Below are 26,033 nucleotides of genomic sequence, written 5' to 3' on the forward strand. Positions count from 1 at the left end.
CTTGCGCAGCATGGCTTCCAGATGCGCCCGCTCCTCGCCGCTCAAGCGCACCGCATACCGCTTCACGCCGATCGCTTCCCGCGCCATCTTCGCCTCCCGAGGTCGAATCAATGGCGGAGCGAATCAGAAATCTTCAGCCGAGGGAAGCGTCCTATTCAAATTCGCTGAAGCGACCCACTAGTCAGCAATCGAGTTCCGGATAGTGACGAAATATCCCCTGCTTGTTGAATTTGATCCGACGGTCGCTGTCGAGATATGCGCGAATGCGCGGGCGCTGGGCGATCGTCCGGCGCAGAGCAGCCACTCGGGGAAACTCGGCGAGAGCGGTTTTTGTGCTTTTTGGAAAAGCATAGAGCAAGCCTTCGACTACTTGGAACAACGACAAGTCGGCGTAGCTTACGGTATTGCCGATGAGATTCGCGTCGCCTCCAGGATTACGGGCGAGGATTCGCTCGAACCAATCAAGGTATTTGTGGATTCGATTTTTGCGGAAATGTTTCGTTCGGCGTAGCGCTTCGGGTTTTTGTTCCTCGTAATACAAGTCAGCGCCCAAAGGATGATGCGTGTCGTGGGCCTCGCCGACAAGATCGGCGATGGTGAGCTGGATTTGGTGAACCCAAAGCCTCGTCGCCTCGTCTTTCGGAGCCAGACCGTGGCGATCGCCGAGATAGAGGAGTATCGCGGCGGTCTGGCCGATTATGACATTTCCGTCTTTCAAGAACGGCGGCGCAAACGGCGGATAAGCGAGGTCTTGTCTTTCGAGAAAAGCCAGGAGGGTCGCCTCGCCCCTCGGCTGACGCGCCACGTCGATGTAATCGGCGGCGGCCTCTTCCAACACGAGCCTGACGAATTCGCCGCGCCCCTGAATGCCGGGCCAATAATAGAGTTCATAGGTCATGGTTAGGCCCGCTTCGCTGGCACCCCTTCAAATGATCCATTACTAAGGTGCGTCCTGAATATGGCTCCCGACGCGAACGCAGCAAGGATTCCCGGGATAACGTCGGCCGCGAGGCTTTGCGCGTGTATAATTCCGCGCCGACGTAGCAGGCTGCTGAAAAATGCTTTGCTATTGGCGTGCTGGGGCGGCCGAGCGAATCTTTGACGCTGAGTACGCCGAGGCGGAGAAAGCGGCGGGAGACCGAGAAACGCTCGTGTATCCTCGCCCGCGCCGGTCATGCCGAGCGCCCCTCGATCAACATAGACAGCCGCACCAGATTATAGGCGGTGGCGGCGAAGGCGAACGACCATCCGACGCGATCGGCGCCGCGAAATCTCGTCTTGCGCTGACCAGCCACGGTCTACATCCAGCCGAAAGCTTCCTCGATGCGCTTCCGGATACGTAAACTGATCGCATATCCGGCGTGCCGGGTGGTTCGCCGGTCGATGGCGGAACGGCGTCCATTGTCGTTTTGCGCCACATGCGGGCGCACGTTCATGGCGCGCAGCTCGTTGATGAAATCGGCGGCGGCGTAGCCCCTATCGGCGCCGAGCGCAACCCCACCGGGACGGTCGGCGCGGCTCTCGATCATGGCCAACGCCGTGATGCGTTCGGAGTGGCCATCGCCACGTGCTAAGACGTTGCTACATAGAACAGACGCGCATTCAATCGCTTTCGGTTAGGTCCTCAAGCTCGGCGTCTTCGGCGCCAAAACCCAAAATACCGTTGAGATCGGTTTCGGTTGGAGAGCATTGCAACAGCCCGGCGTCTTCGAGCTTTTCGATGTCGGGCAAATCGCGCAGGCTCGCCAAACCAAAGACCTCCAGAAATCTCTTCGTCGTGACGTAGGCGTACGGCGCGCCGGGCGTTGGCGCACGCGGTCCGGCGGCGATGAGATCGAGTTTTTTCAAACGGGCGATGACGTCGCGACTGATTTCGCGGCCAGCGAGGCGGGAGAGGTCGGCGCGCGTCGCCGGCTGCAGATAGGCGATCGCCGTCACGGCGAGGAGTTCGGTCGGCGTCAGCGGCGGCGGCCCGGCGTCACGCGCGCCATTGTTCAAGACGCGAATGGCGTCGGCGTAGCGCGCCTTGGTGCGCAGTTGATAGCCGCCGGCGACATGAACGAGTTCATAGGGTCTTGCCCGCAAATCGTGACGAATGTCGGCGAGAAGATCGTCGAGATTGCAGGCGCGCCCGACAAGTCTGGCAAGCGCCTGACGCGTCACTGGCGACGGCGCGGCGAAAATCGCCGCCTCGACACGTCCCATCCATTCGCGCCAGCGCATGGCCTGCGGGAGATCGGAAAGATCGGCGTCGAACAGCAAGTCGCCACCCTGCCCTGTCGCGCGACGGCCGGGCCGTGCCCGCGTCTCATCGGACGCTGCGCCGTCAGCGCGCGCCGCCTTCATCGACCGCATGCCGGCGTTCCTCCCATCACAGTCCGTAGAGCCGAAAATTGGCGCGACCGGAGAGTTCGCGCACGGCGCCAAGCGCAACGAGTCGATCGAACAGACGGCGCGACGCGCGATCGGAGAGCCCCGCCGCCTTCGCCGCGCGCGCCGGCGAGACCACATCATCGGCAAGCAGCAGTTCGACGACGCGCAAAGCGCCCTTGGCGCGCAGTCCTGGCGCAACGCTCAGCAGCATGTGCGAACGACGCGACAACTCGCTGGCCAACGCGTAAGCCTCTTGCGCCGCGCGCGCCGCAGCGCACGCGACGCTCGAAGACCAATCGGGATCACTCGGACGTGGTCGGCGTCCGGTCGCCGTGCGCATCGATGGATGCGTGATCGTCGTCGCCAACAGCGGCAATGGCGCCGCCCAACGCAACCGCTGCGCCAGCACAAGATCGGCGAGCCACAAGGCAAAAATTTCCGCGTCGATTTGCGGCGCATCGACAAGGATGTGCAGAGCTGCGGTGCTCACACGCGTCGCAGCATTGAGCGGATTTTCAACCGTCGAAGCCTCTCCTACGAACGCGGCAAGCGCCGAACCATCGATGTGCGGCGGCAGGTCGAGACATTCGGCGGCGGCGCGCATCAACGGCGCGTCAAGCCGCGCCGGACGCGTCGCGAAGAGACGCCACAGGCGATGCAGCCGTCCGCCCGGCGTAGGTGCCGTATCGAAGGCGGCGAGATGCTCGGCGTCGCGCAGCGCCACTTCATCTTCGCGTAGGCGCGCCATCGCTGCACAAACGGCGGCGGCGCGCAAGGCGAGGCGCTGGCGCAATGCGCCGACGAAGACGGGTTCCGCGCCCGCTTCGCCGAAGTTTTTGCCGGCGCTCGAAACATCGGCGGCTTTTCCGCCGGCGCTCGAAACATCGGCGCCGGAACGCAAAACCTGGTCGAGCCGCGCGAGCCCTGCGCCGGCGAAAAAGTGAGCGTCGCATGGATCGTCGAGCGCGCCGGCGCCGCCTTTCGCCCAACGCGGCAGCGGCTGGATTTGCGAGATATTTCGGAAGTTTTGCGCCTCATCGCGGCGCCTTGGCGCCCGGCGTTGGATCGTCGTGCGCGATGACGATTGCGCCTCGAGAACCGCGTCCGAATCGATTTGCAGCATGGCGGAATCGTAAGCTCGCAACCAGTCCGGCGGCAAGTCGCGGCGGCGCTTTATCGTTAAGATTCGCCAGTAATCCGCCGCGCTTGTCGTCTCTTCTCTATGTCCGATAATGTGCGCTTATCGGACATGATTCGAGCGGCCCGGAAAATCTGGAAAAATTTCGCGTTTGATCGGTGGACAGCCTTCTGACGCGTCGGATTCTTCCGGCCAAGGCTCCGCTTGCAAGGCTCCGCTTGAATGACCGGACTCCCCCCGTGGAAAATGTCGGAGAGCCGCAATTTTATGGGATCCGAGGCTCAATGCTGCCGGAAGCCGATTCACAATTCATGGGACGAAACCGCCCGAAAATTTGGGGAACTCGAGCATAATTTATGGAACCGCGCCGGCAATCGGGGGGCGGCAGTCCGACAATCGGACTCTCACCCGTGGGAAAGTCCGGCCGATGTCGCCTTTTTTTTGGCCGCCGAAATTGGCTTATGAGACCGGTCGAATCGGGATTCCGAACCGCCGTTGGAAATGTCGAAAACTGCCGAGGGCCCATGTCGGAAGAAACCGCCACTTCACCGCCCGACGAAGACGTCCAAACCGACGCGCGGCTCATCGAGCGACCGGCGGCTCCCCATCTCGCGGCGCTCTCCGAAAAGGCGCGTGATTACGCCCGCAACGCCCGCTCCGAAAATACAAGGCGCGCCTATGAGGCCGACTGGCGACAGTTTGCCGCCTGGCTGCGCCGCCAGGGGCTCGATCCCCTGCCCCCGGATCCCCAGACCGTCGGCCTCTATCTCGCCGCCTGTATGGAAGGAGCTCCCGGCCGCGAGCCGCTGAGCGTCGCGTCGCTCGAGCGACGGCTCTCGGGCATCTGCTGGCGCTACCGCCAGCGCGGCGCGCCGCTCGATACGTCAGATCGGCACATTTCCACCGTGCTCGCCGGCATTCGCCGCGCCCATGGCCGCCCGCCGGTCCAGAAGCAGGCGATCTTCGCCGACGAGCTGCTGGCGATGATGGCGACGCTCGAGATGGATCTGCGTGGGATCCGCGACCGCGCCATTTTGGCGATCGGCTTCGCCGGCGGTCTGCGCCGCTCGGAAATCGTCGGCCTCGATTGCGGGCCCGATCAGACCGAAGACGGTGCCGGCTGGATCGAGATTTTTCCTCCTGGCGCGGATATATCCAGCGCCAGCAACAACGACGGCGGCGCGGTGCTGCAGATATCCGGCAAAACCGGCTGGCGCGAGGTCGAAATCGGTCGTGGCTCGCGTCCCGAAACCTGTCCCGTCGCACTTCTCGAAACCTGGATGCGGCTCGGGCGGATCAGCCAAGGCCCCCTCTTCCGCCCGATCGCGCGGAAGAATGGCGGCGTCTCGCCCGAGCGGCTGACCGACAAACATGTCGCCCGCTTGGTGCAGAAAACCGCCCTCGCCGCCGGCATTCGCGGCGATCTGAGCGAGGGTGAGCGCCGTCTCGCCTTCTCTGGACACTCCTTGCGCGCCGGCCTCGCCTCCTCGGCGCAAATCGACGAAGGGCATGTGCAAAAACATCTCGGCCACGCCTCCGCCGAAATGACGCGTCGATACCAGAGGAAACGCGACCGGTTCCGGGTCAATCTCACCAAAGCCGCAGGTTTGTAAAAGCCTTTGCGCGGCGCGAACCACCCTTGATTTAAGTGCCCCATTGGGGCATATACGGCTCGTGAAGAAGCCGCTTCATACCGTCGCTGAGACGCAAATCTACCTGTCTCGCGCCGAAGGGTTGATGACCGAAAGCGAGCGGAGCGCAATTGTTGACCTCCTGGCTGCAAGCCCGGAAGTCGGCGATCTCATCCCGGGAACTGGCGGCCTTCGAAAAGTCAGGGTTCCCCTGGCGGGACGAGGAAAAAGAGGCGGCGCACGGGTCATCTACTACGTCTATGACCAGACGTTGCCGATTTATCTGCTGCTGGCCTACGCCAAAAACGAGCGAGACGATCTTTCCAGCGAGCAGAAGGCCGTGCTGCGGCGTCTCGTTGAAACCATCCTCGCAAGGAAACAGTAAAATGAAAGAAGCACTGTTCAACGATCTTGTGAAGAGCTTGGAACAAGCGGCGGCGCATGCGCGGGGCCAGGCAGTTCCTGGCCTCCAGGTCCACCCGGCGCCAACCGCCGCCGATATTATTTCGATTCGTCAGCAGGCAGGCCTCACGCGCAAGCAATTCGCGGCGATTCTCGGAACAGCCGTCGGCACGCTTCGAAAGTGGGAGGATGGGTCCCGCGCGCCGAGTGGCGCAGCTCGCACCCTGCTCCTTGTTCTGAGACGTAATCCCAAAGCAGTGCTCGAAGCTCTCGCTGCCTAGAGACAACGCCGCGAAGGACATCACTTGGCGCTTAGCGGCACGCTCTCCGTTCTTAGTTGAGAGCCTCAAATCCCGGGCCATCGAAGCGCGGTTGTTGCACGGCGACAGCCTCGACGAGATCGCCGCCGAGAACCCTGATATACCGCGTGAAGCTTTCGTAGCGGCCCTCCTCTTCGCCAAAGCGCATCCCCTCCCCCGCTGAACCCTCGTTGCGGCTTGGGGAAATCCGATGGACGCCTTTGTCAATCACGGTCTCGATTCTGACGCGCAACGCCTGCGGACGCTTCATTGCCTGTCGTCGGTCAATTGAGGTGCCAATGGCTCCGCGAATGGCGGCAACTGACCATAGGTGGCGGCGGCGGTCAGCGCCTGCGCGGCGATGTCGCCCGACCGGGTCAAAAGATCGGCGGGCGACGCCTTCCCTTCCGCGGCCATTGGGCCAAGCTCGATGATTTTGACCAGCGCATCGGAAAGGATGGCGAGTTGGGTCGTCGTATCGGTCATGGCGTCCGCGCTCCGTCAAACAGAGACGATAGTCACCAAGATCGGACCATGAAAACGCGTCGCGGAACAGTCCTATCACCCCGCCTGCCGCCGTTCACGCGCGGCCTTTGCGGCCTTGCCGCGCAACAACGCCATCAGCACCGGCCCCAGCGAGAACTCCCCTTCCCGCGCCTTTCCAGTCAGAACCCGCAAATAGCCGCCGGCGGATTTAATTTCATCGCCGCGCTGGAGGATCGCAGCAATGACGATCGAGGCGTCATGTTCGCCCAACACCTCCAGCGCTTGCGACCAGGCATCCGGCGAGACGCCAAGAGCAGAGCGCACGATCGCCGCCGCGTCGATCAGATCGCGCCAGCAGGAGATCTCGCCGCCCTTGCCGTAATCGACGATGTCGGGACAGGCTTGCAACACCATGCCTAGCGGATAGGTTCGTTGCGAGGGCGGTTGGCGATCGCCCGTTCTCAAATTAGGCGTCGTTGTTTCCGTCGATCCGACTGTTTCGGCTCCGTCGTCTTTCCGCATTGACCCGGGCGGTTCGGCCCTGCCTTCTTGAAGGTCAGGTTCAAGATCAGGAATGTTTGTGATTTGATTCTGTATATGGCGCTCAGTCTGGGACTCATTGGCGCTTCTTTTTTGCTGTTTTATGTGTGTTTCGAGCAAGTTCTGAATATTGATCGCGAAGGCAGCCAATTCGCCCGCCAAAGCCGCCAGCCCGGTTCTCCCGAGGCTGCGCGAATAGCGCGCCGAGAGGGCCTGGTAACGCCCGTAAAGGCCTTCCCAGTCGCTTACATCCTGCCCCTCGATCGAGAGCGGCTTGATGCGAACGCTTTCCTCTATGCCGGTCTCGATCATCTTGACGATGTCGCGCCGCACGATCGTGATCTTCTCGCGTAAGAGCGCGATCGCGCGGTTCTCGCTGCGGACTTCTTCGGCGAGATTTTCGATCTCGCTGGCCCGCGCAATCAGCGGCGTCAGATCGAAACCAAAGGCGCTTTCGATCTCGCCGCCCTGCCCGCGTCTCGCGAAGCGCTTGCCGTTCGGCGAGTCGCGCCGGATGATCAGCCCGGCCTCGACGAGCGACGCCAGATGCCGGCGCAGCGTCGCCGGCGCCATGCCGTGGGCGCGGATGGAGAGCTCTCTGTTCGACGGAAACACCACGACGCCGGGGCCAGGCGAATCATCCTCGCTCTCGGCTTTTGGGTCGCTTTCGGGCAGCGTCAGCGCCGTTTCTTGATGGAAGCTGAGCAATGCGTGCAAGACCGATAGCGCCCGATCGGTGACGCCGAGCGGCGCTTTGGCTTCAGTGAGCGCGCGAAACAGCCGCCATTTATGGACGACAGTCTCGGACGCGTCGGGTTTTGCCGCGAAATCTCGCGTCGCCGCCTGCGCCGCCAACATGGCAAGCGACAGCGGTCGCCGCCCAAAGGGCGTCGTTGAATGTGTGCGCATGATCCTTCGCCTCTTTCAGGCAAAAGAAATCTGCTCGCCGAAATGGCGCCGACTCTTGACAGTGATTCGCGGAAGTGAGACCTTGTGGTTGCTTAAGACACACAGGGGCTTCCGTTCGGCAACGATCGGGGGCCTCTTTCTTTTGCTGCTATCTCCTCGGTGAGTTAGTTACGCGGGTCGGCAACGCTCTCGCAAAAAACGCAAGTATGGGCATAATTTCATTTCGCCGACGTCTCGGCAGAAGCCTCCTTGGCTCTTAGGAAGTCCCTGTAGAGTTCGGGAAGCTGCGCGAAAAGAAAGCGCCCGAACTCCGGTGCCTCCTTTTGATCAACGATCAACGAAGCCTTTTTCCCACCCTCTCGGAACGTCGCGATAGGTCGGCCGCCATCCACCGACCAGGACTTCGACTCGAGTGAGGGTCTTTCGATTTGGGGCTGCAACGCGTTGAACAAGGTGAGAAAACGTTCGTCGCTATCGCCGGAGCCGAACGCTTCCGATCCGATAACCGCAGCGGCGATCTCCGTTCCACACACTTCAAGTCGATCTGCAAGCGCCACCCATCTCGGCTCACCTGTCTTTGGAGCTGGGCCAACGGCCTGAATTATGGTGGCGGGAATCCGTCGACCGACCGAAATAAGCGTCGACAGGTGAGATTTCGACACGCTCAGCGCGGCCATAATCACGTCGCGTTCAAAACCACTGTCGCTGAGCCGTATCGAGAAAAACGCTCGCTCAATGTAACTCAGAGCCATTCTCGCGGAATTTTCTTGTCCTTGAGCAACCACCAACTGCGCGTCCGTCAGTGTCTTCACTACTGCACGAACCGCGCGACCCAACGACTGACATGCCCGCACACGACGATGTCCATACACCACTTGATATCGAGCGCTATTATCGGGGTGCGGACGCAGAAGCACAGGAACTTGCTGTCCGTGATCACGTATCGATTCCACGAGCTCGCTATGCTCGCTGTCGAAGCCGTCAATTCGATCTTTGATAAATGAGGAATCGATCAAAGTTGGATCGACCTCAATCACAGCGTCGCCACTCTCAGCCCGAAGATCCGACGCGAGATGCAGAATGGGGCCGGTCTTGATCCTCAAATTCGCTCCACGCGGACGAACAGAGTGCACCAGCGTTGATGGGATCGAAGTGTCATCAGCAAAACCAGCGTCAGGGTCTCCTGCTAGCAAGCTCTTCAACGTGTCCCGCCTGCTCATGCCTTACGTCCCCATACAGCGAGGAGAAGCTCCTCGATTTCAGAGTTTACGGCATTCATTGCCGCAATCGCTCGATCGTATGTGCTCCGACTGAAACTCGTGCGCTCCACTTCATAGAGAGTCTGCTTCGACAAAGATGAGTCGGAGATCGCCGTTGTTTTTAGCATTGCATTCTTTAGGACATGCTCACCGCAGAGTCGCCGCATTAGAGTGTCCATTTGCTGTTGCGGCAAATCTGTAGGCTCAAAACGCGTCACGAGAAAACGAAAGGCGTCGTATTTCAAAACGAGCCCAAAATCCCGAAACACAGCCAAGAGATCCCCTGCCATCAGCAGATACTGGGAGGTCGATGAGACATCCAACATCTGCGGATGACAAGGAATGATGACAGTCGTTGCTGCACATAAGGCAGAGAGCGTGAGGTAGCCCAGTTGCGGCGGACAATCGAAGATGACAAAGTCGAAATTCTCTTCTACCCGGTCAAGCATCACTCTGAGAGCTTTGTAGAATGGCGTCTTGCCCTTGACCCCTCGATTAACCGCGGTGGCGTGTTCAAACTCCATCAAATGTATTGATGACGGGACGAAGAACACTCCATCAAAATACGATTCGCGTATGACCTCTTCGATTTGGACGCGCTCATCATCATAACGAAGCGCCCCGTATAGCGATTCATTCGGTTGCACCTCGGTTTCAGTGTGATATCCGAACATGGTGCTGAGACTGCCTTGCGGATCGAGATCGATTGCTAGAACGCGATATCCTTGAAGAGCGAGGTATTGGGCCAAATGGGCGCTATGGATTGTTTTTCCTATCCCGCCCTTAAACCCTGACACCGCGATTACTTGTAGCTTTTCGCCGTCGCGCCGGCGTTTGACGTAGCGCCGCGCGCCACCCCCGACGTCCAGAAGCTCCCGAATTTCGTTGATCTGTTGAAGCGTATAGAGGCGGCGTCCGGTTGGAGTCGTTTCCAGCTCCGGGCCCTTACCGTCCAAGGATATTTGGCGAAGATAGGCATCGCTCACGCCGATGAGCTTTGCCGCTTCCGCGCAACTAAATGATCGAAGCCCCTTTTGTGAATTCGGAGGGAAGAGCTTGCTCCTCAGCTCCTGGAGATTATTCGACAATATCTCCCCGAGCTCCACCATAAGGGTGTCGCCTTCGTCAGCGAGTGTAACGCGTGGGGCGGGCAGGCTCATGCTAGTTACGATCTATTCGCGTCCATCGGATTTGATCGTAACGAGCATCCGCCGATTCGCATCAAACAGCAAGCCTAGTCCGGGGCCATTTTTCGTTAACGAATCGTTGATCGGAATCACGACTATTTGTTGCAGGCATGTCGCGGCAGCCGGTCGTATGTTCGCCCGAACAATTCCGAATCGCGACGCATGAGGCAAAAAAGTTCCGAGCTCGGAACACTTCTTTTCGCCGCCCCTGCCTTATCTGCATTACGCAGTCTGGGTTCCACGTTCGCCCCCGTTGGGCAGCGCATCTGCTCCAAACGAGAGTTCCGAGCTCGGAACCGCGGCAATCGACTTTAGATCAACATCGCGTTGCCGCCCGGGCGACTCAGCCGTGGCCGAGGCGGCCGTCCGCGCGTGGCGAGGCAAGAGAGCGGCGGCCGAAAAGACCCCGCGACCTGAGAGTTCTTTACTGTCGCCGCAGCGGGGCTCCCACAATTCTTATCGAGGCTCTACGCTCCGCCACCCTACGAGCCTCGCTTTGTCCCACCTCCGATTGCGGCGCAAGCATCTCCACACATAAGGTGCTCACAATCGAGCTTGTTGAAGGAGCGTGTCGCGCGTCGCGATGAATTTCAGGTTCCCCCTACCGCCGCCTTTGCGAAACGCGCCATGCAGATCCATCAGTGCCCGCCGCGACTCAAAAAGGGCGGTGAGGATTCCCAAATCAAAGGCGGAGCGCCGCTCGGCATTGAGTGCAGGAGCGGCTGGACGAGGATCGTGCCGCTGTCGCAGGATCTTCGCGAGAAGGTGATGAAGGCGATACTGCGCGAGATGTCTCGCCCCGACACTCGGTTCGATATTGGTCCCGCAAGCGATACGCAGAGGTTAGAATAGTGGTGGGCACTCACGCGCCCGCCGAAGAATCGAAGCGCCATACCGGAGGGCCCATCCCTCGCCTTGTCGGCGAGGTTCGCGACAATGCCCGCTACGAGAAGCACGATGACACTGAAGGGGTGTCTTTCGAGTGTCGCGTCGTTGCTCTCAAAGGACTCCTCGTTCCTGTGATGCGTCTAATCCGGATTGAAGGCGACGGGATTCAGCGGCGTTACGCCTTTGAATTATTCCCCACCCATCTCGCGGAGCACTATGCGACCGAAACCGATTCTTCTTGGCGTCTGCGCTCGTCTCACGTCGATCACTGCGCCCTCGTGGGACGCCGATCAACAGCCAGGATTCCCTCTAGGCCAAAAAAACTTGCCGAGATACACGCGCTCTTTCCTCATAGACATCGCAACACTCCCGCCGGCGGAGCGGACGGCGTCGATCGCTCGGCGGGTGCGCGCGAGATGCTGGGTCCGAAGAGGGCAGGGGACGCTAGCCAGGGAAGGCTAGTTCGCCGAGAAGATGCGAGGGCTGCAAATCCTCGCGATCCGCAGCAAGCATCCCTAAAGACTGGAGGCGACTCCTTCCGGCGGAAGGCGGCGCTCCGAAGCGTCGAAGCAATCCGAAGAACACTTCCCCGAAGACTTCATTATCGCCCGAGCAAAGCAAGAGCCAAGCGCTGGCCGGGCAGGAGGAACAAGCTGGCGCGGGCGCTGCGGAAAACGAGCAACACCTAGCGACCTCGCGTCAAGCCCGCCGAGCGCCCGCTCCGCGGCGCTCAGGTCACCCCGCGGCGCCAGAGGCTAGGGGAGGAGGCTCGACGCCGCGCACGATTCCACCGCCGACAGGCATTTCCCGATGGTGGCCCAGACGGGGTGCCTTTAGAACTCCAGCGCTAAAGCATCGTCCGAGCATGGCGATTCAATAAAGCCGGGCGGATTCCCATATCGTAAGCGGACCGCCGATCGGCATTGACTGGCGCGAGTGGCCCGGGAGGGGATCAGGGCGCTGTCGATGGATCTTCGCGAGAAGGTGATGAAGGCGATCCGGGGCGGGATGTCGCGCCGTCAGGCCGCCGCGCGGTTCGATATCGGTCCGGCGACCGACGTGTGCTGGGCCAAGCGCGTCGAGATCACCGGCGACATCGGCCCGGCGAAAATGGACGGCGACCACCGCTCGCAGCGCATCGAGGCGCATGCCGACTTCATTCTCGCGCAGATAGAGGAAAAGCCGGACATGACGATCATGGAGCTGAGCGACAAAGTCAGGCGACGCTGCGGCCTCGCCGTCGGCTAGGGCAGACTCTCCAAGCCGCCGATCGCGGTGACCCGGCTGGCCCGAATTCGAATGAGAAGACGCGCGCATCGAGGCGCTCGACGCGTTGAACCGAAGCGAAGTCGTGCAAGACGTGCGCTGGTCGTGCTTCGAATTCGCGCTCGATCAGAGCCGATCCAGCCGCTACAAGCACGCCGTGCGCCATTTGCTGGAATGAGCGAGCCTGGCGGCGAATGTCGGCGACTTCGGAACGCATGAAGCCTACGGGGCGCGGATACACGGTAAGAACACTTCGTTTTGGTCGCCTCTCTAAAGCATTATCAAGAAACCGAAGGGCAAAATAGAAGGCTCACTATAAGCCCAGATTATCGGACATGTGCATGAAAAGACAAGTGCGGCGGATTAGGCGGGAAAATAGGTGACAAAGCGCCGTGCCGAAACGCATCTTAGCGGGGCGCACGATGTCGCCGCGCGAGGAGCGGCGGGGTGACGGAACAGCCCGTAACAAAAAGGGTTCAGGAGGCGTGATGCCCTCCTCGCATGAGAGCCGGAGCGAGGTGGAAAGTTCACTCCGGCGAACAGTCGCTAGCGCCCCTCGCGTTTCCTGTCCACGGCGACCGTCACGTCCCGCGCCGACCGTCGCCGTGAGTCTCGCGGCTTGTCACGTCCGTCTTCCCGTCGAGCTGGACGAGGTTCATGCTGCCAACGCTTAGGATATAGTCCAATATTGCTTCTGGGAGGGGACCGTTGGACAGGGCACGCGCAAAGAGAATGGCGGCCGAATTGGAGGGACGACTCGTTGGCGGCTGGACCATTGGGGCGTATTTGGGAAACGGTTTCTCAGCCGTAGTACTGTCGGCGGAAAAGGAGGGGCAAACCGCAGCTCTAAAAGTCATCGATCCAGAGATGGTGGAACGTGCGGGAACACAGAAGCAATTGGCGCGCATCCTTCGTGAGAAGGAGCTTGCTGGACATGGGCACCCGAACCTCGTCGACATTCTCGACGGTGGGCAATGCGGAGAAACAAACCACCTCTATGTGGCGATGGAACTTCTTGAGCCACGGACATTGGGACAAGTTCGGAAGAAGCTGCCGGCCTCCAGGATTGGTCCGCTCATCGGTCAATTGGCACGAGCTACGCGCTTCCTAGAGGAACGCGGCGTTGCCCACCGTGATATCAAGCCTGATAATACGGTGGTTTCTCTTGACTTCAACCGCGTAAAGCTTCTCGACCTAGGCGTGATTCACCCTCCGGCCGATCCGAACGACCCAAGCGCGGGAACGGGTGATCGGTTCGTCGGTACAGCTCGTTACAGCCCACCGGAATTTTTGTACCGCGAGGAAGTGGACACTCTCGAGGGTTGGCGGGCTATCACGTTCTATCAATTAGGGGCAACGCTATATGACCTTCTTATGCGTCGACCGATCTTCGACGATTTCCGCGAGCCGCCGGCCCGATTGTATCGAGCCGTCAAGGACCACATCCCACTGATCGATGCGGAGGATGCCGACCCATGGCTGGTAGATCTGGCGCGGCGCTGCCTGCACAAGGACTGGCGGATCCGAAAGGAGCTCGTCACTTGGGACGACTTTGAAGGCCCAAGATCGATGCCGGAATCGGCACAACAAATCCGAGAGCGCCTGAAGAAGCGGATCGAGGTCGCAAAAACCTCTGCATCAGTGGAAACCACAACCTCAGGAGCACGGCCGACGCGACGCACCTTGGACCAGTTAGCGGGCGCGATGGCTACAATGGCCCGCGAAGTGTGTCAGCATGGCGGCCTTTTTCCACCGGTTGAAGTGTTGCATATCGCCGGCGACAATAAATGTGTTGTTACCCTTAGGACCGGCCCCTCGGTCCCTCATGAACTCGCCGGCATCCTCGAGGTTCAGTTCGTTGTAGAACCGCTTGATGCGCAGGCCGCTAATGTTCGTATCACGGCTGCGGCAAGATTGGGCGCACCACCAGGCGAGAAGTCAGCTCTGTTATTCGTCGGCGAGCCGTCCGCTCCTGCTTTGCGAGACGCTATCGATTCCTATCTGCATGCAACGCTTGAGAACGCGTTGGGTACAGGGACACCGCCAGAAGTGGGTTTGTCTGTGCGTCCCAACATGCCAAGGCTTTGAGCGATGGTGATGGAGGCGTGGTGGCGAGAACAGAGCGAACTCGATAAGGACCAGCTCGATGTTATCGGATTGCCCGATGAAGGTAGTTTTCTTGTGAAAGGCCCGCCCGGCTCTGGAAAAACGAATTTGCTTTTGCTGAGGGCAAACTACCTGACGACTCGCTCACACCCCAATCTTGCGGTCATCGTGTTCAACGCAACGCTGCGTGAATTTATCCGGTCAGGTGCCCAGCGGTACGATTTTGACGTGCGCAATGTGCAAACTAGCGCGTCGTTGTTGGACGGGTTGTTGCGTGAAGCTGGGGTGCGAATAGAGCTGACCGGTGAATTCGAGACGGACCGACTGACTCGAATTGAGCTGGCAGAACGCGTTCTTGTGCGACCGGGCCGTGCTCCACTCTACGATGTGTTGCTTGTCGACGAAGCTCAGGATTTTCTGCCGCGAGAGATCGTCCTGTTCCGGCACCTTACCCACGATCTCTTCATGGTGGCGGACAGCCGCCAGCGAATCTACGCCGGCGAGTCGCCGATGGAGGCGCTCGAACAGGCTTCCGAGAGGGTCTTAACCTTGCGATATCACTATCGAAACGGACCGCCGATTTGCGAGCTCGCCGACGCGATCGGCCGAACGTTCTCAGCCGGGTATGATCCCATTCTTCCAACTTGCAACTACAATTCGCCGGCGCTTAGGTCGAGCGTGAATGTCTTTCGTGGAACTTTGGCGCAGCAGGCCGCTGAGATTGCCCAGCGATTGACGCTCCAGCGGCGGACCTATCCGGAGGGCTTCCTAGGCGTGGTCTGTCCACGCGCCGCCGATGTTCGCGGCGTCGCCATTGCTTTGGAAGGAGTTGGCTTGGGGAACCTTTTATGCGTGCAGGACCGCGAGGGGCGATATCAAGCTATTCAACCTGACAAACCGATATGGGTCTCCACCATCCACGGCGCCAAAGGCTTGGAATTCAGAGCGCTTCATTTCGCGGCCGCGGAGACCACGGTCTCGGCCGGCGCGGGACAAAAACGGCTTGCATACACTGCTGTCACCCGAGCAAAGACCGCTTTATCGGTATATCACGATGCGCACCTTCCGGGATATTTGGATGCAGCGGTTCAAAAATTTCGGCAGGCACCTGCAGAACGCCCGGGCATAGGAGCAGCGTTTGGACGCCGTTAATCGCAATCTCTGGACAGCAGCTTTACGTCGCGAGCAATTGGTTGAATTGCTCGAAGGCCGTGGACCTCGCCCGACGCGTGACGACCTGACGAGGCTTCGCCATACACATGGCGGCAAGGAGTTGTTGGGCGTTTGGGTTGCCGAGGATGATCGCTCCTTGTCCCCGCTGCCGCAAATTCTAATTGCGGAGCGGACGGTGCTCGATGACCTTTTTGCTTGGACCGCATCCTATCTGCGTGCGTTGGGTCCGCTCAGTGCCATCACGCGGCCCCTTACCCCCAATCAGTTCGAAGCTCTCCTGGAGCGCAGGCTGCCACAGGAGCCTTGGAAAATTGCGGGAGGGGCAGTTGGCCTTGTCATCTGCGAAGTGATGACGCTCAGCGAAGGCATCGAGATCGAAGGCGCGGCAGGGGCCACGCCAAATAGCACGCTTTCGTTCGCGATCTTGCGTGCGTGGTCGCTCGGGCTTCCCCTCGACGCGATCAACGAGATATCTGATGGTTTTACTCGTCTTTCCCATGAGGTGCAGCGGTTGCTGCCCAAAAATATCGTCCGCGGGGTGGAGGAGATCTCTATTTCTCTCTTAGGTGCCGATTGCGATGGCGGCCGCATAGGCCTGCCGCCGCAACGCGCACGCCATTGGATGCATGATCTGCGGTCAGGCGCAAATATTTACGAACTAGGCCGTGAGGTCTTGCGTCAGTCTACCGATCTGTTGAGTAGCCATGACGTTGTGCATCTCGAAGAAATGACGGCAGAGAAGCGCGTGCAATTTTTTGACGCGGTGGCCCCTTCACTCGTCGCATCTGTGGCCAATGAGAATCGCCTTGATTCTGCCTTCGCTCTCGCCTTGGCCGCTTTTATCTGCCGACCAGGATTAGAACAGCAGGCCAGCCTCCTAACGGAGCACGCTCAACCGCTGCCTGAGTCCTGGCTTTGGCTAGGAGCTTTGCAGGCCTTCGCTCCGATATCAGACGTGCTCTCAGTCGGTTCCGGCGCAGGATGGCGCATTGCACGCGAACTATTTCGTCCTGAAGACCCTTGGGCAGCGCCGAGGGCCGACGCAGCTCTTACCGAGATTGACGTTTTGTCTCGAAGCAATTCAAAGATATTTCAACGATTACTGGGTAGATCGCGCCTCGATGTCGAGATCTACCCCATGATAACGACTGCGATTCGAGGAACGAACGCCGCAGCAGACCAACGACGCAATGAAGAAAGCACCCGCGCTGAGTATGTCGCGTCCCGCGACGCTGCTGCCTCAGGAAAATTGGAGCTGGTTGAGGCCAGCTTAGAAGAGTCGCTGCGCTTGGTGCGCGGCCTGCGCCGCTACGATGGAGGGCCTGGCAGCAAACCAACTCGACGTCGCCGATGATTGTAATAAGCTCAGTTGGTGGGGGACGCATAGGCGGACTGCACGACCAAAAAATCTGATAAGTATAATTTCACGCGTTGACGATCTCATCAAACGCACAAAGGCGGACAAAACGAAGAGTGCAATTCAACTTAGCGTAGGACGTGCATCTTGAGACCCTTTCGCTTCATTCATGCCGCCGACATTCACCTTGATAGCCCATTGACGGGGCTCGCCGGCTATGAGGGACCTGCTGTCGAGTGCATTCGTAGGGCAACGCGCCAAGCCTTCGACAATCTGATCAGCGAGGCGATTGACCAAGAAGTTGGTTTTGTATTGATAGCCGGCGATCTGTATGACGGCGACTGGCGCGATTATCAGACCGGCTTATTCTTCATCCGCCAAATGGGCAGGCTCGCGAAAGTGAACATTCCTGCGTTCGTACTCCACGGCAATCACGATGCAGAAAGCCAAATTACTCGGAGACTCACGCTTCCCGAAGGCGTCAACGTGTTTTCCACTCGGAAGCCCGAGACATTCACACTTGAGGAACTTGGCGTTGCGCTTCACGGTCAAAGCTTCCGGCAGCGCAACGTTACCGACAACCTGGTCCCTGCTTACCCGGAGCCGGTTGAAGGGGCTTTCAACATCGGTATTCTGCACACCGGCATGGGTGGCATGGGCGGGCACGCGAATTACGCACCCTGTGCGCTCCATGAACTCGTCGCCAAGGGCTACGATTACTGGGCGCTTGGTCACGTTCACCAAGGCGTCATTCTGCACCAGAATCCCCATGTGGTTTTCCCCGGCAACCTACAGGGACGGCATATTCGGGAAACGGGCCCCAAGGGCGCATACCTTGTCTCTGTCGAGGATCACAAAATCGTCGAATTAGGCCTGCTGTACACCGATGTCGTTCGCTGGGCTCATCTCCAGGTCAATGTCGATGGCTGCGACCGCAATGCCGATGCACTAGAGCGCGTGCGGCGCGCTATCGAACAAGCGATAGAAAGCGATGCCGATGATCGTCTTCTTGCGTGCCGTATCGAGCTAACCGGCCGCACCGAAATCCATGATCATCTACTGATATCGACCGAACATCTTCTCGCCGAGGCTCAGGCCGCTGCACTGGGGTTCGGCGACGCTGCGGCTTGGATCGAACGCGTCGTCGTTTCCACGGAACCCGTAATCGACCCCGCGGTGCTTGCTGTGCGTGAGGATGCGCTGGGGGAATTTCACCGCATGTTGGGAGATGCCGCTGCCGACACCGAATTGCTCGGTCAGCTAGAAGCAGATCTCAGCGAACTCGTCCGCAAGCTCCCATCCGAGTTACGTAGTGATATAGAGGATGCTGCCCTAAAAGCAGCTGTTCAGGCTGATTATCCCACTCTCATCACGCACGTACGCGGCTACCTCAATGCGCGCCTCACGGTTCAGGAGGGCTGAGCCATGAGGCTTCAGCGACTTGATCTTCTGCGTTATGGCCGCTTCACCAATAGGCATCTCGAATTGCCCGTGAGCAATTCCGATATCCATATAGTGTTTGGACCGAACGAGGCAGGCAAATCGACCGCACTTTCCGCCATAGAGGACTTGCTGTTCGGTGTTGACAACAACTCGCGCTATAACTTCCTGCACGATTATGGAAGCATGAGAATCGGCGCCATCCTGGAGAACAGCGGGATGACCTTGGAGGTTAGGCGTCGCAAGGGCCACAAGGATACGTTACTGACAGCAGACGAGGTGCCCATCGCGGGGGGGAACGGCGCACTAGCCGCATTTCTTGCGGGTGCCGACCGGCCTTTCTTCGAACGTATGTTTAGTCTCGATCATGAGCGTCTTCGCACGGGCGGTCGCGAGATCCTCGAAGCGCAGGACGAAGTTGGCCAGATGCTATTCTCCGCCGGCGCTGGTCTCTCTGGGCTGCGAGACCGACTCAAAGCGCTCACCGAGGAAGGAGATAGCCTATGGGCTTCCCGGAAGGCAGGGCACAGGAAATATTACCAAGCTTTGGAACGTCTGGATGGCGCCGACAAGGCGCTTCGTGAACACACGGTCACGGCCAGCAAGTGGCAAGAGGTAAAACGTGCGTATGACGATGCGCATGAGGCCTATGATGGCCTTGAGAAACAGATCGAAGACATTTCGGCGGAGCAGCGAAAGCTGAGCCGTATTCGACGCGTCTACCGGGATATCCGAAAGATTGCCGGTCTAGTCGACGAGATCACTGCCTTAGGCGAAGTCATCCCGCTGCCCGAGGATGCGAGTTCGAAACTGGAAGCGGCGGAGCGCGAACACGCTGGCGCCACTGCGCGCGTCGAAACTCTTAAAGAACAGCTCGAAGGTGAGCGGAACCAACGTGATGCGCTGGAATGCAATGAGGAGCTTCTGATCCGAGAAGACGACATCCAGCAGTTCCATAAACGCCGAATCGAAGTGCAAAAAGAGAAGGCCGATTTGCCCAACCGCCGAGCCGATCTCGCGAGTGCAGAGGCAAATTTGCGGCGGCTAGCCGAGGAGCTGGAGTGGGAAGCTGACGACATAGAAACGCTGGTGAAGCGGATTCCGTCGCGCGCTAAGGCCACAGCTCTTCGCACGCTCCTTAACTCCCGCGGCGAGCGAATGTCAGACACTACGAATGCAAAGGTCGCAGTTGATGAATTGGAAAGTCAGATCGCTGACGTGCAGCAAGAGCTTGATGGCATGGGTGCGCCTATAGACGTGTCGAAGCTAGCGGCCATCGTCAAAGCGACACGTGAGAGCGATGATATCACATCACGAATAAATGCCGCCGAAAGCGAGACACGGGAGGCAAAAGCAGCCATCCAACGTCGCCTCAAAGCCCTTAAGCCGCTAGTTGACGAAGAAGAGACGTTGGCGTCAACGCCGGTGCCGGCACGCGACACGGTACAAAATCATCGTGATGCCCGGCGCAGCGCCGACCAAAAGATACAGGCTTGTCGCGAGCGTATCCGAGCCGCCAATCAGGATTTGGCAAGATACCGCAAGGCGCATGAGCGGCTTGCCCACGACGAGGATGCAGTTGCCCCAAGGGACATTGCCGACGCACGCGAATTGCGCGACACTGGTTGGTCGTTAATTCGCCGGCACTATGTCGAAGGTGAGTCTGTCCCTGATGCTGAAATCCGCGCGTTTGCAAGCACCGAAGGTGATCTGACCAACAGATATGAGGCGGCTGTCAGTGCCGCCGACACTTTGGTCGATCGTCGATTCGACAATGCTCAGGCGGCAGCTCAGATTGTCATTACCTCCCGGCAGATCGTAGAGCAACAGGAATTGTTGGAAGGCTTGCGTGAAGAAGAAAGTGCGCTTGCAGAGGAAAGCCGCACGTTGGATTCTGCCTGGCAAGAGATGTGGGCTGGGGCTCTTTTCAAGCCGCTAGGACCCGATTTGATGCTGGAATGGTTTACCTCACGGAGTGAGATACTTGAGGCTATCGCGTGCCGTGCGACAGCCGAGCGCAAACTGGCGACTCTCCGCGGCGAGGAGACAGACGCCAAGGCTCGCATTCTTGCAGAATTGGCTGTTGTCGCTGCCGAGACCGAAGCTCTCTACGACCAACCGCTACGGATCGTCATGGAAGCTGCAATCGCTGTTCAAACCCGGCATGAAAATGATGCCGCCAATAGGCGCCAATTGGAAGAACGGGTTCGCAAGATGAAAGCCGAAGCTGTCCGCAAGCGCGCAGCGTTAGAAACGGCAGCAGCGGCATGGGGCAATTGGCAGACTGAGTGGCTTGCTGCGCTTAAACTCGTTGGCGTGGCTGCTGACACACAGCCCGAGGCAGCCAGTACGCAGCTTGACGCCATTGATCGGGTGCGGGAGATCGCGGTCGAAATCAATCAACTGCGCCACGAGCGGATCGAGAAAATTGAAAACGATATCGACGTCTTCGGTCAGGACGTCGAAGCCCTCGTGGCCATTGTTGCAAATGATCTTACGAAAACAGGCTCGGAGGACGCAATTCTTGAGCTAGAGCGCCGTCTTGAGAGCGCGAAACGAATACGCGAGCAGCAGAAGAGCAAGGATGCGGCCATTTCATCCCTGCAAGAAAAGATCGATGGATGCGTGGCTTCGGGGCGTCAGGCGCGTGAGACGATTAGCCACCTCCAAGAATCTGCTGGTGTGACTGATATTGATCAGCTCAAAGCTGCTATCCACAAGTCCGATAAGTTGAGGGAACTGGAAAGCGGACGTTCTTCGGTTATGGACGCGCTTGCACGGGAAGGCGACGGACTATCGCTGGCTGAGTTGAATAAGGAATGCGAACCCGTTGATGTCGATCAAGTGGGTGCCCGTGAGGAGTCGCTTGAACAGGAACTGAAGGAATTACGCGGTCGGCTAATGGAGGCCTCAGAACACCAAACCCAGACTCGAATCGCATTCGAGGCTATTGGCGGGGACGACCGCGCTGCGGAAGCTGCGGCGGTCAGACAAGCAGCGCTCGCCGAACTTAGGGAGGTCGCTGCACAATACGTTCGCGTTCGATCCGCCGCCACTATGCTCCAATGGGCCATTGAGCGCTACCGCCGCGAGAAGCAGGCTCCGCTTCTCAAACGTGCCGGAGAAATTTTCGCCACGCTTACCAGCGGTTCTTTCAAGGATCTACGGGTCGAGTTCGATCAACACGACCATGCTCAACTGGTCGGTCTTCGCCCCGACGGGAAGCAAGTCCGCGTTGGCGGGATGAGCACGGGTACAGCCGATCAACTCTATTTAGCGCTGCGGGTTGCCTCGCTAGAAGATTATCTTGGCCTCACGAACGCTCTTCCGTTTGTCGCCGACGACCTTTTTATTAATTTTGATGATACGCGCGCGTCGGCAGGCTTTGAAGTTCTTGGCCAATTGGCACGCAAGACTCAGATTCTGTTTTTTACCCACCACCGGCATTTGGTCGAAATTGCCCAAGCAACCCTTGGACAATCGGTAGCGGTCGTCTCCTTGGTAGAGGAAGCAGCTGCTGCTGCTGCGGAAAATTAGAACCTCGAATTACCGTTCCACCAATGCCCAAGTGGTTTTGGTAATGAGAATTTAGTTCGTCTTTAGACGAACATGCAGCGTTCCTTTCTCTAAAAGAGCGGTGGCGTGTGTCGGTAAAGGCGCAAATCAAGAGGCTCGCTTTCGTATGGGAATATCGTTAGCAGAAGCGACCGGGTTGCTTTTGGCCGGTACGAAGCTCGCCTGGAACAAATATAAGGATCACAAGGCAGGCTCAATCACCCTCGACAAACCCGAGCAGCGTCGCTTGCTTGAATTCCTGCTTGCCGCTGATTCCAGCAAGGTCGCCAGCGGTGACGAGACCCTATTCGCCGGCCTTGTCGCGGTCTGGGAAAACAAGGACCATGACCCAGCGAAAGCCAAAGCGAACGCCGTCGGTAAGGCGAGCACGCAGTCGTGGCGACTAGCTCGCATCGAGGCTTTCGGCTTCGGCGGTCTGACCATCTTTGGCGGCAAACCGTTTGACCTCTACGTTGGTGGCAACAACTGGTGCCTTGAGGGGCAGAACGGCTCCGGCAAGACCTCGCTCGTGAGCGCGATCCTCTGGGCGCTAACAGGTAAACGCATCCGCGAACATGAAGGGCCGGTAGACGAACGCGGTGAGCGCGAGGATGTCGAAAGCGACGATGGGACGAAAGTTGGTAACTGGCCGCCGCTGGCAGCCTATCCGACGACCATTGCAGACTTACGAAAACAAGCTGAAGTGTGGGTGCGGCTTACCTTCAAAGCAGCTGACGGCGACACGGCAACAGCCTATCGCCGAATGGTTAGCCCGTTGCTTGGCAACGCCCAGCTAGAAGAGCAGATCGACGACCGCCTGAAAGCGGCGCTCCGCCTTGCAGAAATCGGTGTTTTGATGCCGGCGCGGCTTGCGAAGATCGGCTTCGGGAGAAGCAGCCTAACGCTCTATGAGGCGGTGAAGCAGCTGACCGGCCTCGATCAGCTATCCGACATTGCCGAAGGCGTTACAGCCTTCGGTGCTGGTAACCGCAAGTTCATGAAATACGCCAAGGACCAAGGCATAGAGAATTACGAACGTAAGTTCGCCGATAATATCGCCAGCGCGAAACAGTTGGCGGAGGAGTTCGACTTTAAGCTGCCCGAGACCATCAGACTCGGCGAAAAGGAAATCGACGAAACGCTCAAGGCGGCAGCAAAACGGGCATCCGACGGCGCGGGTAAGCATCTTGAGACGCTGAAGAACGAAATCCCCGCTACCATCGACACGACCACAGCCGAGGGTCGCAACACCATTAAAACGGCAGTATCTAGTGCGCGCGGTCTTGTCACACAGGGACCGAAGTCTATCCCGCTATTTCAGACGTGGAAGGCTTTGACCGACGCCGCTACTGCCTCGGATTTCGCCAACCTACCGGCTGCCTTGGAAACGGCCAAGGCGAACCTAAAGAAAGCTTTGGAATGGCACGACCGCCAGACAGCTGACGTCAAACTGCGCCTGAAGGCGCTGGCTGCGCAGAGCTTCATTCCGGTCAAGGATGCCGACGCCGATTGCCCACTATGTACGTCGCCGCTCGATAACGAAAAGAAACGAGCGCTAGCGGTCGAGCTGGAGGAACTGAAGACCAATGCCGACGCTGCTGAACGCAAAATTGCCGACGTGTGCCGCAGTATCCAAGAGGCGGTGACGGCTACGGTGCCCGTGGCTATCCGCAATTCGCGAACCACTATCGACAAGATGGAGCCTGCGGAAGCCTACGCCGTCGCCATGCAGGAGAAGTTTGTCACGGACGAACCGTTCTCGAACGTCCTCACCGGCCTCGCGGCTTCGGCAAAGACGCTGGTCGAGGATCAAAAGGGTGCACTTCCGCACTTCACCTATGCCGAGCTCACGCCGACAAAAGGCGAACCAGAGTCGGTGATGCAGCTACGGCGCGAAATTCACGCGCTGGAACGTCTGATCGCATTGGTGGAATGGTGGAAGACCGCGCGCCCCGCTTTCAGCGATGCATGGAGCGCGCTGATCGGCAAGAAGCAAGAGGATGGGATTTTTCCGGCCCATAGCGTGGAAGGTAAGCTGGCTGTGCTTGAACAGGCGCTGGGTCATGCCCGACCGCTGGATGATCTATCCAAGCACCTAACGCACGCTGCAACGGCAGCGACGACGTGGGTCCGAATCGACACCGTTCAAAAAACGCGCGAAGCGATCAAAGACGCGCTGGAACCCCTCAAGGCCATGCGAGTGCTGGTCGCGGCGGAAACGGCCAGCTCTATTGCCGGGCTGTCTGGCACCATCATTGCCGTCTGCGAGCGCATTTGCTTGAAGGAGCGACTTGCCTATGAGGAAGCGGTTATTGGCAGGAAGGAAGTCAGCGTTACCGGTAGCTTCAGCTCCGGCATGCGCATCAATGCAGCGCTCGTCGCCAACACCTCGTGGCTGCGCGCGATCCTATGGTCGTTCGTCTTCGCCCTACGCGAAGAGACGCTTAAGGCGATAGGATTCAATCCGTTGCCGCTGATGGTCCTCGATGATCCGCAAGGGACCTTTGATCCGCGCAATAAGCGCAAATGGGCACAGGAGCTGGTGCGCTGCGCCAACATGCCGACCACCGATTTGCTCGGCGCGCAGCTCATCGTGGTGACACACGAGCGTAACTTCTACCAAATGATGATTGATCATGAAAAATTCCTTGCGCAGCAAGGCCTCATCGGCGGCGTGAATAAGGTTTCCGGAGTCGCCACCGTCGCCAACGGTGGCGAGCTTCAGCGGGTCTATAGTGAAGCCAAGGCAAATAACAACGACGCCAAGGCTCGTGAGTATATCCGTAAGGTGCGCATTTACTGCGAAGACCTTATCAAGTTCATGCTGCGCAGTGTCAGCAATCGAATCCCAGACATGTCGCTTAATGAGCTTAAGGAGGAGCTGAAGAAGCTTTGCAAGGCGCATGTCGCACCGTTCGACCGTAAGGCGTTCGAGACGCTTATCAAGGCCCTTAACGAGAGCCAGAAAGCCGTCCAGTATATCAACGAGCCGCACCATAAAGATGATGAGAGCTTCGGCGTCGCCGAGGCTGATGTGGTCAAGGAGTATTGGGACAAGACCCTGCTCGACAAAATTCACACCGCGTTCAGCGTCTTCGACACTTTCGATCTATACACAGGCGAACCGCGCACGTTCCCGTGGGCGAAAAACGTCATCGAATTCCCGGATGGCCATAAGAGCAAGGTCAAGGAATCTGAAATGCAGCAGACCGGCATCGCGGCGGCAGCAAAAACCGACGGCCGTGCCGGCGACGGCCTCTTAACCGTGAAGGAATGGGATTCGGGCGACAAGGTTGTCCTGCCGAACCATGATGTATTTCAGCTCGCGGCGGGCACGCTCGACCCCGTGGCCGGCATCGGCGATCTTATCATCGTCAGCAACTACGCAACAATCAACCCGCGCAACCTGGTGGTGGCCGTTTTGGGAAGCGCGCTATTGGCGCGCCGCTTTAACAAGCCAGAGAACCATTCAGAAATCGTTGTGCTTACCGGGCAAGCCGTTGACCCGTCCGCGCTGCCCCCGCCAGTGATCGTCCAGCCTGATACCGATTTCCGCAAAATTGTCGGTACACTATTCACGTCGCATCTCTTGCCGGTCCCACCGATTGATCCGGAGCGCGAGTTCGTCGCAGTACCTGACCCGGATATCTTAGACGAAACACTGAAAGGCGCACGACTATTCAAGGTAGAAGGGCGCAGCGCCGAGCCCATTGCTCTTGAAGGGCAGTTCCTCATCACCCGCGACAAGCCTGTAAAAGCGAACGAAATTGCGTCACTCGATGGACGACTGGTCGTGGGCATCGACGAAGATGGCGCACGGTATTTCAAGCGGCTTCGGTGTCACGACAAGATCGTGGTGTTGGAGAGCCTGAACCCAGACGGGCTAACAGCGGCGGAGGTCCTGAGCTTGGACGGGTCGCATTCCTTCCCGAAAATCACGGAAGCGCTTGAAGTCATCGGAGTTCTTTTTGAGCTGCCAAATTCTAAATCATGATCGGAACGTGGCTGCCTCTCAAATGTTGGC

General features: G+C 58.8%; 17 protein-coding genes and 3 pseudogenes. 11 read left to right on the top strand and 9 right to left on the bottom strand.

Annotated features, from left to right (window positions below; translation table 11 throughout):
• Nucleotides 1-181: 181 nt before the first annotated feature.
• The 4 genes and pseudogenes from QZ964_RS05985 to QZ964_RS06000 form a co-directional block, all read right to left on the bottom strand.
• Nucleotides 182-898, bottom strand: a complete 717-nt coding sequence (locus tag QZ964_RS05985) for a glutathione S-transferase (RefSeq protein ID WP_292529906.1) — start codon at nt 896-898, stop codon at nt 182-184.
• A 274-nt stretch (nt 899-1,172) separates the two neighbouring features.
• Nucleotides 1,173-1,562 (bottom strand): annotated as a pseudogene (locus QZ964_RS05990) (transposase); the annotation flags it as partial.
• A gap of 40 nt (nt 1,563-1,602) precedes the next feature.
• The gene (locus QZ964_RS05995) at nt 1,603-2,355 is read right to left on the bottom strand and encodes an SMC-Scp complex subunit ScpB (protein WP_292529909.1); all 753 of its coding nucleotides are present in this window, start codon (nt 2,353-2,355) and stop codon (nt 1,603-1,605) included.
• A gap of 16 nt (nt 2,356-2,371) precedes the next feature.
• Nucleotides 2,372-3,496, bottom strand: coding sequence for a DUF1403 family protein (locus QZ964_RS06000; protein ID WP_292529912.1), 1,125 nt, complete (start codon nt 3,494-3,496; stop codon nt 2,372-2,374).
• Between the two features lie 539 nt (nt 3,497-4,035).
• On the opposite strand from QZ964_RS06000, the gene QZ964_RS06005 reads away from it, so the two are divergent.
• The 3 genes from QZ964_RS06005 to QZ964_RS06015 all read left to right on the top strand — a co-directional run bounded on the left by QZ964_RS06005 (nt 4,036) and on the right by QZ964_RS06015 (nt 5,825).
• Nucleotides 4,036-5,124, top strand: a complete 1,089-nt coding sequence (locus tag QZ964_RS06005; RefSeq protein WP_292529914.1) for a tyrosine-type recombinase/integrase — start codon at nt 4,036-4,038, stop codon at nt 5,122-5,124.
• Nucleotides 5,125-5,248: 124 nt separating this feature from the next.
• Entirely contained in the window at nt 5,249-5,527 is a 279-nt protein-coding gene (locus tag QZ964_RS06010; protein WP_154454000.1) for a type II toxin-antitoxin system RelE/ParE family toxin, read from the top strand.
• Nucleotide 5,528: 1 nt separating this feature from the next.
• Nucleotides 5,529-5,825, top strand: coding sequence for a helix-turn-helix domain-containing protein (locus tag QZ964_RS06015; protein ID WP_154453910.1), 297 nt, complete (start codon nt 5,529-5,531; stop codon nt 5,823-5,825).
• Between the two features lie 52 nt (nt 5,826-5,877).
• Here QZ964_RS06015 and QZ964_RS06020 read toward each other — a convergent pair whose 3' ends face one another.
• The 5 genes from QZ964_RS06020 to repA form a co-directional block, all read right to left on the bottom strand.
• Entirely contained in the window at nt 5,878-6,114 is a 237-nt protein-coding gene (locus QZ964_RS06020) for a hypothetical protein (RefSeq protein ID WP_292529919.1), read from the bottom strand.
• Nucleotides 6,111-6,329: a hypothetical protein gene (locus QZ964_RS06025; protein ID WP_154453911.1), complete on the bottom strand. Its 219-nt coding sequence runs from the start codon at nt 6,327-6,329 to the stop codon at nt 6,111-6,113. The genes QZ964_RS06020 and QZ964_RS06025 overlap by 4 nt, the downstream gene beginning before the upstream one ends.
• A 75-nt stretch (nt 6,330-6,404) precedes the next feature.
• Nucleotides 6,405-7,778 (bottom strand): plasmid replication protein RepC, encoded by a 1,374-nt coding sequence (repC, locus tag QZ964_RS06030; RefSeq protein ID WP_292529923.1) that lies wholly within the window; start codon nt 7,776-7,778, stop codon nt 6,405-6,407.
• Between the two features lie 218 nt (nt 7,779-7,996).
• On the bottom strand, nt 7,997-8,980 hold the full coding sequence (gene repB / locus QZ964_RS06035) for a plasmid partitioning protein RepB (RefSeq protein WP_292529924.1): 984 nt from the start codon (nt 8,978-8,980) through the stop codon (nt 7,997-7,999).
• A gap of 14 nt (nt 8,981-8,994) precedes the next feature.
• Nucleotides 8,995-10,197 carry a plasmid partitioning protein RepA gene (repA, locus tag QZ964_RS06040; RefSeq protein ID WP_292529926.1) on the bottom strand — a complete coding sequence of 401 codons (1,203 nt, stop codon included), beginning with the start codon at nt 10,195-10,197 and terminating at the stop codon, nt 8,995-8,997.
• Nucleotides 10,198-12,078: 1,881 nt separating this feature from the next.
• Here repA and QZ964_RS06045 point away from each other — a divergent pair.
• The 8 genes and pseudogenes from QZ964_RS06045 to QZ964_RS06075 form a co-directional block, all read left to right on the top strand.
• Nucleotides 12,079-12,357, top strand: a pseudogene (locus tag QZ964_RS06045) (IS630 transposase-related protein); the annotation flags it as partial.
• Between the two features lie 136 nt (nt 12,358-12,493).
• A pseudogene (locus tag QZ964_RS21485) lies at nt 12,494-12,652 on the top strand (DUF6880 family protein); the annotation flags it as partial.
• Between the two features lie 458 nt (nt 12,653-13,110).
• Nucleotides 13,111-14,466 carry a protein kinase gene (locus tag QZ964_RS06050; protein ID WP_292529929.1) on the top strand — a complete coding sequence of 452 codons (1,356 nt, stop codon included), beginning with the start codon at nt 13,111-13,113 and terminating at the stop codon, nt 14,464-14,466.
• A gap of 3 nt (nt 14,467-14,469) precedes the next feature.
• Complete coding sequence (locus QZ964_RS06055) at nt 14,470-15,636, top strand: ATP-binding domain-containing protein (RefSeq protein WP_292529932.1); 1,167 nt, start codon at nt 14,470-14,472, stop codon at nt 15,634-15,636.
• Nucleotides 15,623-17,011, top strand: coding sequence for a hypothetical protein (locus tag QZ964_RS06060; RefSeq protein WP_292529934.1), 1,389 nt, complete (start codon nt 15,623-15,625; stop codon nt 17,009-17,011). The genes QZ964_RS06055 and QZ964_RS06060 overlap by 14 nt, the downstream gene beginning before the upstream one ends.
• Before the next feature lie 150 nt (nt 17,012-17,161).
• The gene (locus tag QZ964_RS06065) at nt 17,162-18,436 is read left to right on the top strand and encodes a DNA repair exonuclease (RefSeq protein ID WP_292529937.1); all 1,275 of its coding nucleotides are present in this window, start codon (nt 17,162-17,164) and stop codon (nt 18,434-18,436) included.
• A gap of 3 nt (nt 18,437-18,439) precedes the next feature.
• Nucleotides 18,440-21,991: a YhaN family protein gene (locus tag QZ964_RS06070; protein ID WP_292529939.1), complete on the top strand. Its 3,552-nt coding sequence runs from the start codon at nt 18,440-18,442 to the stop codon at nt 21,989-21,991.
• Between the two features lie 145 nt (nt 21,992-22,136).
• On the top strand, nt 22,137-26,003 hold the full coding sequence (locus tag QZ964_RS06075) for an AAA family ATPase (RefSeq protein ID WP_292529941.1): 3,867 nt from the start codon (nt 22,137-22,139) through the stop codon (nt 26,001-26,003).
• Nucleotides 26,004-26,033 lie beyond the last annotated feature (30 nt).

This window comes from Methylocystis sp. (assembly GCF_021731785.1).
In the GTDB taxonomy this organism is placed as follows: Bacteria; Pseudomonadota; Alphaproteobacteria; order Rhizobiales; family Beijerinckiaceae; genus Methylocystis.

Excerpts from the sequence above, each read along its gene's own strand:
- repA (WP_292529926.1), bottom strand. The coding sequence starts at position 10,197 with ATGAGCCTGCCCGCCCCACGCGTTACACTCGCTGACGAAGGCGACACC.
- QZ964_RS06055 (WP_292529932.1), top strand. The coding sequence starts at position 14,470 with ATGGTGATGGAGGCGTGGTGGCGAGAACAGAGCGAACTCGATAAGGAC.
- QZ964_RS05995 (WP_292529909.1), bottom strand. The coding sequence starts at position 2,355 with ATGCGGTCGATGAAGGCGGCGCGCGCTGACGGCGCAGCGTCCGATGAG.
- QZ964_RS06005 (WP_292529914.1), top strand. The coding sequence starts at position 4,036 with ATGTCGGAAGAAACCGCCACTTCACCGCCCGACGAAGACGTCCAAACC.
- QZ964_RS06015 (WP_154453910.1), top strand. The coding sequence starts at position 5,529 with ATGAAAGAAGCACTGTTCAACGATCTTGTGAAGAGCTTGGAACAAGCG.
- QZ964_RS06025 (WP_154453911.1), bottom strand. The coding sequence starts at position 6,329 with ATGACCGATACGACGACCCAACTCGCCATCCTTTCCGATGCGCTGGTC.
- QZ964_RS06070 (WP_292529939.1), top strand. The coding sequence starts at position 18,440 with ATGAGGCTTCAGCGACTTGATCTTCTGCGTTATGGCCGCTTCACCAAT.
- QZ964_RS06050 (WP_292529929.1), top strand. The coding sequence starts at position 13,111 with ATGGCGGCCGAATTGGAGGGACGACTCGTTGGCGGCTGGACCATTGGG.
- QZ964_RS06075 (WP_292529941.1), top strand. The coding sequence starts at position 22,137 with ATGGGAATATCGTTAGCAGAAGCGACCGGGTTGCTTTTGGCCGGTACG.
- QZ964_RS06000 (WP_292529912.1), bottom strand. The coding sequence starts at position 3,496 with ATGCTGCAAATCGATTCGGACGCGGTTCTCGAGGCGCAATCGTCATCG.
- QZ964_RS05985 (WP_292529906.1), bottom strand. The coding sequence starts at position 898 with ATGACCTATGAACTCTATTATTGGCCCGGCATTCAGGGGCGCGGCGAA.
- QZ964_RS06020 (WP_292529919.1), bottom strand. The coding sequence starts at position 6,114 with ATGAAGCGTCCGCAGGCGTTGCGCGTCAGAATCGAGACCGTGATTGAC.
- repC (WP_292529923.1), bottom strand. The coding sequence starts at position 7,778 with ATGCGCACACATTCAACGACGCCCTTTGGGCGGCGACCGCTGTCGCTT.
- QZ964_RS06010 (WP_154454000.1), top strand. The coding sequence starts at position 5,249 with ATGACCGAAAGCGAGCGGAGCGCAATTGTTGACCTCCTGGCTGCAAGC.